This is a genomic window from Variovorax sp. LG9.2, from assembly GCF_035018885.1.
Lineage (GTDB): Bacteria > Pseudomonadota > Gammaproteobacteria > Burkholderiales > Burkholderiaceae_C > Variovorax.
The window spans coordinates 15,659-29,906 of record NZ_JASJXB010000019.1 but is presented as its reverse complement, the minus strand read 5'-3'; the positions used below and the strand labels follow the sequence as shown (position 1 = coordinate 29,906).

At 64.6% G+C, this 14,248-nt stretch carries 15 protein-coding genes and 1 pseudogene; 7 read left to right on the top strand and 9 right to left on the bottom strand.

The window, feature by feature from the left end; translation table 11 throughout:
• Nucleotides 1-12 precede the first annotated feature (12 nt).
• The 3 genes from QN413_RS18325 to QN413_RS18315 all read right to left on the bottom strand — a co-directional run bounded on the left by QN413_RS18325 (nt 13) and on the right by QN413_RS18315 (nt 1,843).
• Nucleotides 13-576 carry a flavodoxin family protein gene (locus tag QN413_RS18325; protein WP_187052390.1) on the bottom strand — a complete coding sequence of 188 codons (564 nt, stop codon included), beginning with the start codon at nt 574-576 and terminating at the stop codon, nt 13-15.
• Nucleotides 577-624: 48 nt separating this feature from the next.
• Nucleotides 625-1,065: a DoxX family protein gene (locus tag QN413_RS18320; RefSeq protein WP_409052164.1), complete on the bottom strand. Its 441-nt coding sequence runs from the start codon at nt 1,063-1,065 to the stop codon at nt 625-627.
• A 76-nt stretch (nt 1,066-1,141) separates the two neighbouring features.
• Nucleotides 1,142-1,843, bottom strand: coding sequence for a pirin family protein (locus tag QN413_RS18315; RefSeq protein WP_323498001.1), 702 nt, complete (start codon nt 1,841-1,843; stop codon nt 1,142-1,144).
• A gap of 146 nt (nt 1,844-1,989) precedes the next feature.
• Between QN413_RS18315 and QN413_RS18310 the strand changes: the two genes are divergently transcribed.
• The 7 genes and pseudogenes from QN413_RS18310 (at nt 1,990) to QN413_RS18280 (ending at nt 8,308) form a co-directional block, all read left to right on the top strand.
• Entirely contained in the window at nt 1,990-2,943 is a 954-nt protein-coding gene (locus tag QN413_RS18310; protein WP_323498000.1) for a LysR family transcriptional regulator, read from the top strand.
• Nucleotides 2,944-3,107: 164 nt separating this feature from the next.
• On the top strand, nt 3,108-4,136 hold the full coding sequence (locus QN413_RS18305; protein ID WP_323498055.1) for an NAD(P)/FAD-dependent oxidoreductase: 1,029 nt from the start codon (nt 3,108-3,110) through the stop codon (nt 4,134-4,136).
• Nucleotides 4,133-5,062, top strand: coding sequence for a tRNA glutamyl-Q(34) synthetase GluQRS (gene gluQRS, locus QN413_RS18300; protein ID WP_323497999.1), 930 nt, complete (start codon nt 4,133-4,135; stop codon nt 5,060-5,062). Before QN413_RS18305 ends, gluQRS begins: the two co-directional genes overlap by 4 nt.
• Nucleotides 5,062-5,802 (top strand): annotated as a pseudogene (gene trmB, locus QN413_RS18295) (tRNA (guanosine(46)-N7)-methyltransferase TrmB); the annotation flags it as partial. The gene gluQRS and the pseudogene trmB, both read left to right, overlap by 1 nt.
• A 108-nt stretch (nt 5,803-5,910) precedes the next feature.
• Nucleotides 5,911-6,330, top strand: a complete 420-nt coding sequence (locus QN413_RS18290; protein ID WP_323498054.1) for a GNAT family N-acetyltransferase — start codon at nt 5,911-5,913, stop codon at nt 6,328-6,330.
• Entirely contained in the window at nt 6,327-7,115 is a 789-nt protein-coding gene (locus QN413_RS18285; RefSeq protein WP_323497998.1) for a GNAT family N-acetyltransferase, read from the top strand. Before QN413_RS18290 ends, QN413_RS18285 begins: the two co-directional genes overlap by 4 nt.
• An 83-nt stretch (nt 7,116-7,198) precedes the next feature.
• Nucleotides 7,199-8,308, top strand: a complete 1,110-nt coding sequence (locus QN413_RS18280) for a TlpA disulfide reductase family protein (RefSeq protein ID WP_323497997.1) — start codon at nt 7,199-7,201, stop codon at nt 8,306-8,308.
• Between the two features lie 156 nt (nt 8,309-8,464).
• Here the strand turns inward: QN413_RS18280 and QN413_RS18275 are convergent, their stop codons facing one another.
• The 6 genes from QN413_RS18275 to QN413_RS18250 are packed head-to-tail and all read right to left on the bottom strand — an operon-like array spanning nt 8,465 to nt 14,233.
• A complete protein-coding gene (locus QN413_RS18275) occupies nt 8,465-9,508 on the bottom strand; it encodes a tagatose 1,6-diphosphate aldolase (protein ID WP_323497996.1) in 1,044 nt (347 codons plus the stop codon).
• Nucleotides 9,509-9,518: 10 nt separating this feature from the next.
• Nucleotides 9,519-10,469: a PfkB family carbohydrate kinase gene (locus QN413_RS18270; RefSeq protein ID WP_323497995.1), complete on the bottom strand. Its 951-nt coding sequence runs from the start codon at nt 10,467-10,469 to the stop codon at nt 9,519-9,521.
• Nucleotides 10,462-11,544, bottom strand: a complete 1,083-nt coding sequence (locus QN413_RS18265) for a sn-glycerol-3-phosphate ABC transporter ATP-binding protein UgpC (RefSeq protein WP_323497994.1) — start codon at nt 11,542-11,544, stop codon at nt 10,462-10,464. The genes QN413_RS18270 and QN413_RS18265 overlap by 8 nt, the downstream gene beginning before the upstream one ends.
• A gap of 9 nt (nt 11,545-11,553) precedes the next feature.
• Nucleotides 11,554-12,528 carry an alcohol dehydrogenase catalytic domain-containing protein gene (locus QN413_RS18260; protein ID WP_323497993.1) on the bottom strand — a complete coding sequence of 325 codons (975 nt, stop codon included), beginning with the start codon at nt 12,526-12,528 and terminating at the stop codon, nt 11,554-11,556.
• 9 nt (nt 12,529-12,537) lie between these two features.
• Nucleotides 12,538-13,353 (bottom strand): carbohydrate ABC transporter permease, encoded by an 816-nt coding sequence (locus QN413_RS18255; protein ID WP_323497992.1) that lies wholly within the window; start codon nt 13,351-13,353, stop codon nt 12,538-12,540.
• Between the two features lie 10 nt (nt 13,354-13,363).
• Entirely contained in the window at nt 13,364-14,233 is an 870-nt protein-coding gene (locus QN413_RS18250; protein WP_323497990.1) for a sugar ABC transporter permease, read from the bottom strand.
• Nucleotides 14,234-14,248 lie beyond the last annotated feature (15 nt).

The following is a 14,248-nucleotide window of genomic DNA, read 5'->3' as shown; positions in this document are numbered from 1 at the left end:
CGACATGTTGCATCAGGCTTTTGCAGAAGCCCAGCGTGCGCTGGCCTTGGCCACGCGCTCGCCGAACAGGCGTGCGGTGTCGAGGTCGCCCTGCTGCATTTCGGCCGGCGACGAATCCGATGGCGACTGCGCCATGGCGCCGCTGAACGAACCGACGTAGTTGACATCGTTGCGTTGCGCCGCCTTGCTGTTGCTCGGCATGATGGCCGTGCCGACCCAGAGACCGCCCTGCTGCATTGCCAGCGTGAAAAGGTAGTGCAGCGTCGAGAGCTTGTCGCCGTTCATGGTGGCGCTGTTGGTGAAGCCGGCGAACATCTTGTCTTTCCAGGCTTGCGAGAACCATGGCTTGGACGAGGCGTCCGCAAACTTCTTGAACTGCCAGCTCACACTGCCCATGTAGGTCGGCGAGCCCATGACGATGGCATCGGCTGCTGCCAAGGTCTCCCAGCCGCCTTCAGGCAAGTTGCCGTCGGCATCGATCTGCACCAGCTCGGCGCCGGCGCCTTCTGCCACGGCTTGCGCCATGCGCAGGGTATGGCCGTAGCCGGAATGAAAAACGACTGCGATCTTGGACATGTTGATTCCTTCGGAGATGGACGTGTTGGGTGGAGTGGATGCAGCGACTCAGCGCTTGTCGATGCTCAAACGGCCGGCACCGAAAGCAGCGAGCGCAAGCAGTCCACCGGCAATGGCGATGTTCTTGTTGAAATTGATGGTCTGCATCATCTTCATCGCGTCAGGGGCAGCCCAGTACTTGTGGAAAGCCAGCGCAGCAGCCACGGTGAACACAGCCAGCACGATGGCGACGATGCGGGTCTTGAAGCCGAGCAGCAGCGCGATGCCGAAGCCCAGTTCCACGATGATCGCGATCACCGCGGCCACTTCGGGCAACGGCAGGCCGGCCGAGGTGATGTAACCGACGGTGCCGGCGAAGCCCATGAGCTTGCCGATGCCTGCAGGAATGAACAGGTACGCGATCAGGATGCGGCCGACGAGCGCCAGAACGTCTTGCATCGAGGTGGTGGTGACGCCGGACGACGACATGGGTGCGGTGGTTGAGGCCATTGAAATACTCCTGAGTTGAAAAAAAGAGAAAAGGGTCTGACAAGAGAAAGGGCCGTCCGTAGACGGCCCTCTGGGACTAAGCGGCGAGGTCGAATACCAGCACTTCGGCATCCTTGCCGGCACCGAGTTCGATCTTCGACTCGCCTTCGATCATCGCGGCGTCGCCGCCCGACAACTTCTGGCCGTTCACTTCGAGCTCGCCGCGCACCAGTTGCACGTAGCTCTTGCGCGTCGGGTCGAGCGTGAGGCTTGCCTTCTCGTCGCCGTCGATGAGGCCTGCGAACAACCGCGCATCGGCGTTCATGCTGACCGAGCCTTCGGCACCGTCCGGCGATGCGACGAGGCGCAGCTTGCCGCGCTTTTCGGCGTCGTCGAACTTCTTCTGCTCGTAGCCGGGCGCCACACCGCGCTCCTTGGGCTCGATCCAGATCTGCAAAAAGTGCGTGGTCTCGTCGGCCTTGTGATTGAACTCGCTGTGCTGCACGCCGCGCCCTGCGCTCATGCGTTGCACGTCGCCCGGCGGAATGGACTTCACGTTGCCCATGCTGTCTTTGTGAGCGAGTTCGCCCGACAGCACGTAGCTGATGATTTCCATGTCTTTGTGGCCGTGGGTGCCAAAGCCGCCACCCGCCGCCACGCGGTCTTCGTTGATGACGCGCAGGTTGCCGAAGCCCATGTGCGCCGGGTCGTAGTAGCCCGCAAAAGAGAAGCTGTGAAACGAGCGCAGCCAGCCATGGTCTGCATAGCCGCGTTCCTGTGATTTCCTGACTGTCAACATTTGGATTACCTCTGCCCCTGTCGAGGGGCCTTGCTAACTGCCGCGCCGTATGCGTAGCGGATAGAAGTGACTTTATGCCGGGTTGTCACTTGCAAAAGCATCGCGATTTGATGGCACCATTCAAATTATTTGAACGATGATCGGCCATGCCAACCCCTCGTGATGTCTTGACCCCCGACGCGTTGTCGATGCTGCAGACCGTCGTGAGCACCGGCAGTTTTGCCGGCGCCGCCCGCGCACTCAACTTGGTGCCGAGCGCGCTCAGCTATCGCGTGCGGCAGATCGAAGACGCGCTCGACGTGCTTCTCTTCGACCGCAGCGCAAGGCAAGCTCGCCTCACCGAAGCCGGCACGGAGTTGCTGCGCGAAGCGGGCCGCATGCTCAATGAAATCGATGCCGTCGCCAACCGCGTGAAGCGGGTCGCAACCGGCTGGGAACCGATGCTCACGGTGGCGATCGACAGCGTGATCCCGCGCGAACCGATCCTCGATCTCGCCTGTGCCTTTTATGCGATCGATCCACCCACGCGCCTGAAGCTGCGTGACGAAACGCTGCTCGGCACCATCGAGGCATTGACGACGGGTGAGGCCGACCTGGCCATCGGCAGCGTGCTCGATGCCGCCAGCCTGGCCTTCACCGCGACAGGCATCCGCAGCCGCCCGATCGGCGAGTTGCGCTTCGTCTACGCCGTCGCGCCGCAGCATCCGCTGGCACGCCTCGAAGGCGTGCTGACCGACGAGGTGCTGCGACAGCATCGTGCGGTGGCCGCAGCCGATTCGTCGCGCTCCGGGCCCACCATGACGGTCAACCTCGTCGGTGGGCAAGACGTGCTCACCGTCGGCTCGATGGCAGCCAAGTTGGCCGCCCAACTGCATGGGCTCGGCGGTGGCTTTTTGCCCGAGCCGATGGCACGCCCTTACATCGAGGCCGGCCATCTGGTCGAGCGTTCGACCTCGCGTGTGTTGCCCGTTGCGACCATGCATTGCGCCTGGCGCGTGCCCAGCGCAGGCAAGCCCGGCCGCGCCCTCGAATGGTGGCTCGCGCAGTTCGACCACGAGGGAACTCGCAAGGCGCTGCTCGGGTGGCACCGGGGCCGCTGAAGCCGATGTAGAGTGCAAGCCGACTGTCATTCATCCCGTCAAAAAAAGAGAGACCTTCCATGACCAAAAGCCCAACTGCCAAGCGCCATCGAAGCGCCATCTCCCCGGCCCTCAAAACCACTGCAACTTTGGCTTCGACCTCGACGTCTACTGCGAAGCCGAAGATGGCCGAGCGCCATTACGCCGTCATCGGCGCCGGCATCGCGGGCATTGCCGCCGCGCGCACGCTGGTGCAGGCCGGTCACCGCGTCACGGTGTTCGAGCGCGAGTCGCAGGTCGGCGGCCGCATGGCGAGCGACAAGACGCAGTTCGGCCGCTTCGACACCGGCGCGCAGTACTTCACCGTGCGCGATCCGCGCTTCGCCGCCGCCATCGAAACCGCGCCCGGCCTGTGCAAGCGATGGAGCGCCAACGCCGTGCGCGTGCTGGATGCCCATGGTCTCGTCGCTGAAGCCGCGCTGCCGTCGCGGGAGCCGCATTGGGTGGCGCAGCCGGGCATGGATGCGCTGGTCGCGCAATGGGCTGTGCCGCTGGGCAGCAGCGTCGTCACCGACACGCACGTCGTGCAGATCGAGCGCGACACCATCGACGGCAAGCGCTGGCAATTGCGCACCGCCGGCGCCGACGATTCGGTGCATGTGTATTCGGGCTTCGATGCGGTGTTGCTCGCGGTGCCACCTTCACGCGCACGGCAGCTGCTCGGCACCCATTCGCCCACGATCACGCAGAAGATCGAGAAGGTCCGCATCGCGCCATGCTGGACCTTGATGATCGCGTTTCCGCAGGCCAACCAGGCCAACATGTCGCACCTCGGTCCGCAGTGGAACGCGGCGCGCAGCACGCACCATCGCGTCGCCTGGCTCACGCGCGAATCGTCCAAGCCGGGACGCGAGCGTGTCGAACGCTGGACCTTGCAAGCCAGCGCACCTTGGTCGCAAGAACACTTGCGCGACGACAGCGCCCGCATCGAGGCCAAGCTGCTGCGCGCCTTCTCCGAGATCACTGGGATCCGTGCCGAACCTTCATTTGCCAAGACGCGCTGCTGGGCCGAGGCGCAGACCCAAGTGCCGGTCGGCAAGTCGCACCTGTGGGATGCGAAAGCCCGCATCGGCATCGCCGGCGACTGGTGCATGGGTCATCGGGTCGAAGACGCTTTTCTGTCCGGACTCTCGCTCGCTCTCGCCGCACTGTGACCGCATCGGGGCGCGCTGTCCGCACCGGGCGGTTCGCCCCCTCTCCCACCGGCCCGCTGCACGCGGGCTCGCTGGTCGCCGCGCTGGCAAGCTGGCTCGATGCGCGTGCGCAAGGCAGTCGTTGGCTGGTGCGCATGGAAAACGGCGACACAGAGCGGTGCCTGCCCGGTGTGGGTGAAAGCATCCTCGAACAATTGGCCGCATGTGCGCTCGTGTCCGATGAGCCGCCGGTTTGGCAGACGCAACGCCTGCCGGCTTACCAACAGGCTTTCGATCGATTGGTGGCCGCCGGCCTTGCCTACCCTTGCGCCTGCTCTCGCGCCGAGATCGATGCCGCACTCGCGCAGCAGGGTGTGCCGCACACGCGCCATGGCGAGCGCGTGTACCCGGGCACCTGTCGCAACGGACTGCATGGCAAGCCGGCGCGTGCCTGGCGCTTTGCCACGGCGCGATTCGAAGCCGCGCACCCGACCGAGGGCGTCACCTGGATCGACCGCCGGCTCGGCCCGCAATGGCAAGACGTGGCGCAGGAGGTCGGCGACTTCGTACTGCGCCGCGCCGACGGACCATGGGCCTATCAACTGCGCGTAGTGGTCGACGATGCCGAACAGCACGTCACCGACGTCGTGCGCGGCGAAGACCTGACCGACAACACCGCACGCCAGCTATTGCTGCAGTGCGCACTGGGCCTGCCAACGCCGCGCTATCTGCACACGCCGCTGGTGCTCGGTGCCGATGGCGAGAAACTGTCGAAGCAGACAGGCGCGGCTTCGTTCGACACCCGCACGCCGCAAGCCGCGCTGGCCGAGCTCGACAAGGCGGCGCGGGTTCTCGGCCTGCCCCCCGCACAACAAGCGATATCGCCGTCTGACGCGCTCACATCATGGGTTCCGCAATGGGCCGCTCTCTACAATCCGCCGCCGTGATGACCCAACTGCCCGACACCCCCCAAGACCCCAAAGACCCGACGCCATCCTCGGACCCGACCCATCCGTTGCATCGTCGCCTGAAAAGCTTCGTGCGCCGCGCCGGCCGCACCACCGACGGTCAGGCGCGCGCCTTTACCGAACTGGGTCCGCTGTACCTGCTGCCGTACAGCGAACAGTCGATCGACCTCGCCACCGTGTTCGGCCGCGCGGCGCCGACCGTGCTCGAGATCGGCTTCGGCATGGGTGAAGCCACTGCATCCATCGCCGCGACCATGCCCGACACCAACTTCCTGTGCTGCGAAGTGCACGAGCCCGGCGTGGGCGCCCTGCTCAAGCGCATCGGCGAACAGCATCTGACCAACATCCGCATCTGCGCCCACGACGCGGTCGAGGTGCTCGACCACATGCTGCAGCCCGACACGCTCGACGGCGTGCATGTGTTCTTCCCCGACCCGTGGCACAAGAAGCGCCACAACAAGCGGCGCCTGCTGCAGTCGCCCTTCGTCGCCAAGCTGGCCGCGCACCTCAAGCCCGGCGGCTACCTGCATTGCGCGACCGACTGGCAGCCCTACGCCGAGCAGATCCTCGAAGTGCTCGCGCACGAACCGCTGCTGCGCAATACGGCGGTCGATGCCAGTGGCTATGCCCCCAAGCCCGCTTACCGCCCGCTCACCAAGTTCGAGAACCGCGGCATCAAGCTGGGGCATGGCGTGTGGGACGTGGTGTTCGAACGTAGGACGGAAACGCAGCAGCGGCCACCCATCGTGCTGCGCAAGGCCACCGCTTCTGACGCCGCACTCATCGCCGACATCCACACCCGCAGTCGGGCGACCACCTACCGCGGCATGCTTTCCGATGCCTACCTCGACAACGAGATGGCAGCCGAAAGCCTGGCGCTCTGGCAGTCGCGCGCAGACGAACTCAGGGCCAACACCGGCAACGTGCTGCTCGCCGAACGCAACGGTCAGCCGATGGCTTTCGTCCGCGTGCTGGCGCCTGACGACACCGGCGGCGCCTACCTCGACAACCTGCACGCGATGCCCGACCAAAAGGGCTCCGGCGCCGGCACTGCCCTGCTCGCGGCCGCGGCAGAGTGGGCCAAAGCCCGCGGCGCCACGCACATGCACCTGCGCGTGCTGGACGACAACGCGGCCTCCATCGGTTTCTACGAATCACGCGGCTGGCAACTCACCGATCGCATCAAGGACATCATGGGCGGCCAGGAAGTGACGGCGCGGATCTATGCTTTGAGGCTGGACGCGTGACCTTGCTCGACCTCGCGATGGTCCGCGCGTTCGAACAGCGCAGCTTCAACGCGTGGCCTGCGCGCGAGACGGTGTTCTTCAACGGCTGGCTGTTTCGCATGAGCGGCGGCTATACAAAGCGTGCCAACTCGGTCAACGCTGCCGATGCGGGCGCATCTTTCGAGGGCGTGCGGGGCGCGGCGGAAACCTTCTATGCGCAGCATGGACTTCCGACTGTTTTCCGTTTGTCACCGTTGGCGACGCCAGAGGCCGACCGCGAACTGGCCGATGCCGGATACGCGTTCTTCGACCCGACGCAGGTGGCACGTGCGACGCTGAGTGCTGCGGCGCCGCACGCATCAGTGAACATCTCAGCCGCACCATCAGCTGACTGGCTCGATGGCATCGCCGCGGCCAATGGCATCGCGTCGACGAACCACGAACTGCACCACGCTATGGTGCGCTCCATCGCGCTGCCGAGCGCCTTCGCCACCTTGCAGGACCACGGCGAGGCCATCGGCTTTGGGCTGGCGGTGCTGGAACGTGGCGCAGTGGGTTTCTACGACATCGTCGTGGCGCCGCACCGACGCGGGCAAGGTCATGGTCGTGTGCTCACCTGCGCACTGATGCAATGGGGCCGCACGAAGGGCGCGGAGTCTGCTTACCTCCAGGTGCGTGAGCAGAACGAAATCGCGCGGCGCCTGTATGCCCAGCTCGGGTTCGAAGAGTTCTATGGCTACCACTATCGGGTGGCGGACAACCTGTTCGCGCGGCCGGCTTCGGCCCCGCTGGCCAAAAAGGATTGACCCTCGACCCGACCTGCGCCAGTTGCCGTGGCAGGATGTCCCGTCCCCGCCCCATCCACCTCTTGAGCCCCGGAGTACTGCAGATGATCCGCATCTTTCACGACACGCGCGAGACTGTGATCTCGGACGCACCACTCACCGATGCGCCAGCCACCGACGCTCTGTGGCTCGACGCAACCCAGATCCACGAGGCCACCGGCTGGGAATGGAAGCCGCAAGGCCTGTGCCGCGACGACACCTGCATGCCCGTGCCGCGCAACGCCGACGCTCCGATGGTCGATGGCGACCGGCTCGATCTTGCCGCCTTCTGGCGCTACGCCGGCTGGCCGGTCGTGCATGACGAGAGCGGCCGCGTGTGGGTGCTCGGCGAAGGCGCCGCCAATCGCGCCGATGCCCTGAACAGCCTGCAGGCTCCGGACTTCGAGCTACCCGACCTGGAAGGCCGCATGCATCGCCTGTCGGACTTGCGCGGGCAGCGAGTATTTCTAAGCACGTGGGCCTCTTGGTGAGGCTGCAGGTTCGACTTGCCCGTGTGGCAGTCCCTGCATGAAGCGGCCAAAGACCACGGCTTTACCGTATTGGCGATCGCGCTCGACGAGCCCGAGCCCGCACGGCCCTGGATCGAAGCAGCCGCTCTCACCTTCCCATCTCTGATCGATCGAGAGCACCGCGTCGCCGAGCTCTACAACCTGGTCAACGTGCCGCAGGCGGTGTGGATCGACGAGACCGGCCGCATGGTGCGTCCGCCCGAGAGCGCCGGCTCGACCGACGGCTTCAACGAACGCGATCGAACCACGAATGCATTGCCGGCCGAGGTGCTGGCCCGACGCGCCCGCGCCAAAGCGGCGTACTTCGACGCGGCGCGCGACTGGGCACTGAACGGCTCGGCCAGCCGCCATGTCATGAGCCCCGACGAAGTGTTGAAGCGCCTGCAAGTTCCCGATGCCGGCATCGCCGAAGCGCACGCGCGCTTCAGGTTAGGACAGGTGCTGCTGCGCGATGGCCGCGAGGCAGAAGCCAGGGCGCAGTTCGACGCCGCGTCGCAACTGCATCCCGACTCGTGGGCGATCTGGCGGCAGCACGCGGAGCGCGACGCGCGGGGCTTGGCGGCTGGTGCGGACTTCTGGGCACGCCTCGATGCAAGGGCCGACAAGCCGTACTACCCTCCGGCCGATATCCGCGACGCCCCGTGACAGGGCACGATGACTAACGGCGTGCAGGTGAGCGTGCGCAAAGTAGCGAAACCAGCGACAACACCGACAACGAAGCCCTGCCGATCCAGGCCTACTCTGGGCTCATGAGCTTACGGCCCGAGCAGCGCCGCCTCGCGCGAGACCTGTCGGCTAAGGTCAGAGGTAGCTTGCGCAGAGTTCGCCTTCGGATTGCATCGCTTCAAAGCCACTGTAGTCCGCCTTCCAGCCCTTGCCTGCGCGCGTAGTGAGCGCCGACAGTTCCTGAAGGGTAGCGATGCCTTCAGCACGCAGCTGTGCCTCGAAGGCACCAAGGTCCGGAAAATGCTGCAGGGCTTCCCACCAAATGGCTCGGCCCGCCAGAAAGCCGTTGGCACCGGCCGCATAGGCGTACTGCATGACTCTCACGAACTGGCTCGGCGTCACTCCGGCCGACAGCATGACCCAGGGAATTCCGGCGTCTTTGCAGATCGCGCCCATGTCGTCGAAGTACGCTTGCGCCTTGCTCGCTACATCGTCTTCGCCATGGGCTGGTAGTCCGGCACCGGGCAGTGGACTCTCGAGCTTGAACAGATCAACACCGTACTTCGGCTTCGCGAACTCACGCACGCTGTCGAGCACGAGTTCGGGCATTTTTTCAGGCGACTCCACATAGTCGGTTGTGTGGCGCTCGCTCTTGGGAAACGGGTAGACCAGCAGTTCCAGCACCAGCGGGATGTCGAAGGTGCGGCACTCGGCGCCGATCTTTTCTACATACCGCTGCTGATGTGCGATGACATCCGGCTCGGCATCGGGCCGGTACCAGGCGAGCACTTTCACACCGTCACCGCCAGCACGTTTGATCTTCTCGACACTCCAGTTGTTGATCGAATGCGAGACGCGACCGCCGGGCGTGTCCTTGAAGCGATGGTCCTCGAGCGTCACGACAAGGCCCGTATGCGCCGGCAGCTTTTCCAATCCCGCCGGGAATGCAAAGTTCGGATCGAACAGCATGGCGCTCGCCTGCGGGCCCAGTACATCGACCAGCACTCGCTTGACGTCGATCATGTCGTCAAAAGCAACATCGACGGGAGCGATGCCCCGCTTCTTGCCGATCAGATTGGCGATGGGTGGCCGCTGGTCGAGCGCCACCATCGTGAAGTGACCCGCTGGCGTCGCCATGCGACGAAGACCCCATTGCTTGCCCAGATTCAGATTGGCCATGTGTGTGCTCCTAACTACCTTGAAGAAATGAAAGGGTGGCGGGCAGGCCGGGGGCACCGGCGCGTCCGCCTTCATGCCGACACTTGAGTGCCGCCGCAGCAGATGAGAACCGGAACGCATCGCGTATCGGCAGGCCGGCGCCCAATGCAAAGGCCAGTGCGCCGTGGAAGACGTCGCCAGCGCCGGTCGTATCGACGACGTCGACCGAAAAAGCCGGAACGTGCTGCAACGCATTGCCCTCCAGCCACGCAACGCCCTCCTCGCCCAGCGTCACAGCCGAAAGCAGGCAGCCGCGCGCGCGTGCAAATCGCAGACCCTCCTCTGTGTCGGCAGTGCCCGCAAAGGCAGCGAGCGCGGGTGCCGCAAAGACGGCGTAGTCGGTCAGAGGCAGCAAGGTCTCGAAGTCGGCCGCATCCGCCATGTCGCCGTCGAGCACCGTGACGACACCAAGTGCTCGCGCAGCAGTGAACAACGCCTGCGCACCTTCAGGCCAGCGTGGATCGGCAAGAACCGCATCGGCTTTTTTCAGGGTGCCGAGCGGCAACCAGGCGGCATCAACAGGCAAAGCGCCGCCGCGAAAGTTGACGATCATCCGTTCTCCCGCTGCGTCGACCACGATGCCTGAAACCGATGACCTCGCGCCATCGAAGAGACGGAAGTGCTCGACGCCAACGCCGAGCGTAGCAAGCTCCTCGTGCATCGCGCGACCGGCGCTGTCATTGCCGGCCCGACCCCAGAACTGCACGTCCGCGCCGAGCCGTGCCGCCGCGACAGACGCATTGGCCGCCATGCCGCCACCGCCTTCCTGAAGATCGAGTGCGCGGGTCTTACCGCCGCCGGCAGGCAGGCACTCGACGTTCCAGGTGACATCGAATGCCGACAGTCCGAGGCACACCAGTTGCGGCTTGGGCGACCACGCCCCGCCGATGGCGAGCGCATGAAGATTGTCGATCTCAGGCACGCAGCACTTCCCCATTGGTGGCGTCGAAGAGATGTGCCTTGTCGGTATCGAAGCCGAAATGCAAGGTGTCACCCGGTGCCACGGGCAAGTCAGGTGCCACGCGTGCCACCAGACGCACGCCGCCGCGGTTGAAGTACACCAGCGTGTCGGAACCGAGCGGCTCGACCACGCTCACCGTGGCCCGGATGCCGTGTTGCTCACCGGCGGGCAACACGCGAAGGTGTTCGGGGCGCAGTCCAAGAACCGCTTTTCCAGACGACGCGCCATTCAACGCGGTCAGCCGTCCCGCGGGCAGTGCCAGCATCGCGCCATCGTCGAGGCGCAGGCTGTCGCCCTCGAACTTCACTTCGAAAAAGTTCATGGTGGGCGAGCCGATGAAGCTGGCCACGAACTGGTTGGCCGGGTTGCGGTATACCTCGGCCGGCGTGCCGAATTGCTGGACTACGCCCGCTCTCAGCACCACGATCCGGTCTGCCATCGTCATCGCTTCGACCTGGTCATGGGTGACGAAGACCATGGTGGTCTTGAGTTGCTGTGACAGCGCCTTGATCTCGGTGCGAACTTCGCCGCGCAGCTTGGCATCGAGGTTCGACAGCGGCTCGTCGAACAGGAACACCTTGGGATTTCGCACCATCGCGCGACCCATCGCCACACGCTGCCGTTGGCCGCCCGACAACGTCTTCGGCTTGCGTTGCAGAAAGGGCTCGATCTTGAGCAGGCCGGCGGCGCGCTGCACCCGGCGATCGATCTCGTCCTTGGGCGTGTTGCGCATCTCGAGGCCGAACGCCATGTTGTCGTACACGGTCATGTGCGGGTAGAGCGCGTAGTCCTGGAACACCATCGCGATGTCGCGCTGCGCAGGGGCGACGTCGTTGACCAGCGTGTCGCCGATGTACAGCTCGCCAGCGTCAATCGGTTCGAGACCGGCGATGACCCTCAACAAAGTCGACTTGCCGCAACCCGAAGGCCCGACGAACACGACGAACTCCTGGTCGTGGATCTCGAGGTTGATCGACGGCAGCACGGTGACGTCTGCATACCGCTTGACCAACCCTTTCAAACGAATCGATGCCATGCGCTGCCCTCAAGCAAAAGACAGCATGGGCTTGACCAACTCGCCGGCCACGAAACGGCCGAACATCTCGGGCAACTTGTCGATGCCGAACTGCGCGTCGACCAATTGCCTGTACCGTGCCTTCTCCTTGCGCAGCAGTTCGACGTTCAGCGGAAAGTCGCTCTTCGGGAAATAGAAGGTGCGCACCATGTAGAAGTCCTTGCGGCGGATGGCCTTGTTCTCCTGCACCGGCCAGGGCAGATCGCTCTCGCCGATCAGGATCAGCACGCCACGCGGCAGCACGATTTCCATGCCGAGCGAACGCGCCGCATGCGCACCGCTGCATTCGACGATGAGCTTGAATCGCTTGTCATGCGAACCGACCGGATGCCGCTTGGCGCCGAAGGATTCGGCCAGCTGCAGCCGCTCTTCCTTGAGGTCGGACACGTAGACGTCGGTGTAGCCGAGGTTCTGCAAGGCCACGAGTGCACCCATGCCCACCGGACCAGCACCTGTGACCAGCACCGGGCCGGTCTCTGCCGGCGGCACCAACGGCATGACGAAGCGAATGCCGTGCGCCGCGGTTCCGATGGTGTCGAGCAGCAACGGGGCGATGTCGTCCTCGATGTCATCGGGCACCGGCAGCAGGCACTGCTCGGGCACCGTAAGGTATTCGGCGTAGCCGCCGGGCCGGTTCCAGCCGACCAGGACCGATTCGTTCAGGCACATCTGCGTGTCGCCTGCCAGGCACGATTCGCAGTGGCCGCAGTGGACGGGGATGTAGACGAGGCAGCGCTGGCCATCGAGCGCGTGGCCAGGCTGCTCGACCACCCCGAAGATCTCGTGGCCCGGCGTGAACTCGGCGCCCTTGATCCACAGCTTGGTGTCGGACCCGCACAGCGCGGTGCGCCGCACCTTCAGCAAGACCTCGCCTTGCTTCGCTACCGGCTTGTCGACAGTCGCGACCGTGATCTTCTTGTCGCCATGAAAAACAGCTGCATGCATTGGAGATTCCTAGCCTTTGACGGCACCCATGGCCAGTCCCGAGACGAGCCGGCGTTGAACGAAGAAAGCGAGCACCAGCGGCGGCACCGCGATGAGCGTGGCCGCGGCCATGAGCGCGCCCCAGTTGGATGCGCCCTCGCCGATGAAATTGAAAGAGGCCGCGATGAGCGTCTTCGTGTCGCCGTTGGACAGCACCAGTGCGAACAGGAAATAGTTCCAGGAAAACACGAACGACAGGATGGATGCAACGATCAATCCTGGCATCACCAGCGGCAGCGCGATGCGCCACAGGATGCGCGGCACGCTGCAGCCGTCGACCTGTGCGCTCTCGAGCACGCTGCGCGGAATGTTGTCGAAGTAGGGCAGGAGCACCCAGATCACGATCGGCATGGTGATGACCGCATGCGTCACGATCAATGCGGTGTAGCTGCCGATGAGCCCCAACTCACGGAACATCACATACCAGGGCAGCAGGAACAACGTGCCCGGCGCCATGCGCGCGAGCAGGGTCACCGTGGCGGGCCAGGTGATGCGCGTCCACGAGACGGCGAACGATGCCGGCACGCCCAGCACGATGCCGGTGACGGTCGAGCCGACCGTGATGACCAGGCTGTTCCACGTATAGCGCCCGAACGGCGTCGTGTCGAAGAGTTGCCGGTAGTTGTCGAGCGTGGGCGCGAACCAAAGCTTGGGCGGGTACGCCGTCACTTCGGCCGACGGCTTGAAGGACGAGAGCACCATCCAGGCGATCGGCGCCAGGATCATGAACGCCACGACAGCGATCTGCAGCAGGTTTAGCCGGCGGATGAGCGTGTCCTTGTTCATCGCGCGGCCCTCACCATGCCACGCGCTTGCGCGTCTGGGTGAGCACCATGACCGCGCCCAGCACGATGGCCGACAGCGTGACCATCAGTGCACTCGCATAGCCGATCTCGAAGAACTCGAAACCCTTGCGAAAGCCGTAGATGTTCAGCGTGTTGGACGCGTTGCCCGGCCCACCTTGCGTGGTGATGTAGATGATGTCGAAGAAGCGCAGCAGGTCGACGCTGCGCAGGATCGCCGCGGTGACGATGGTCGGCATGAGCAGCGGCAGCGTGATGCGCCAGAAAGTCTTCCAGCGCGAGGCGCCATCGATTTGCGCCGCCTCGTACACGTTCGGCGGCAGCGACTGCAAACCCCCAAGCACGATGAGCGCCACGTACGGCGTCCATTGCCAGGTGTCGATGAAGGCCACTGTCGGTATCACCCACATCGGCGAGGCGAGCCAGTCAGACTTGGGCAGCCCGACGCTTTGCAGGATCCAGTTGGCAGCGCCGATCGAAGGGTCGAGCACCACCAGCCACATCATCCCCACCACGACGGGCGGGAGCACGAAGGGAGAGATCATGAGCGTGCGCACGATGCCCGAGAGCTTCTTCGAGGTGTGCAGCAGGATCGCGACGTAAGTGCCCAGCACGAGTTGCAGCACGAGCGACAACACGTAGAGGATCAACGTGATCTTCAGTCCGTTCCAGAATTCCGTATCACCCAGCATGAGCAGGTAGTTCTTGCCGTAATTCATCATCGACGCGCCGCCGAAGGTGAAGTCGTGCAGGCTCATCCACAGCGTGTAGGCGAACGGAAATGCGATGAGCACGACGGTGAACAAGACTGCTGGAAGCGACATCGCCGAGAGCTGCCGGCGGGTGCCTATGGATTGGCTCATAGTGCGTTTCTCCGG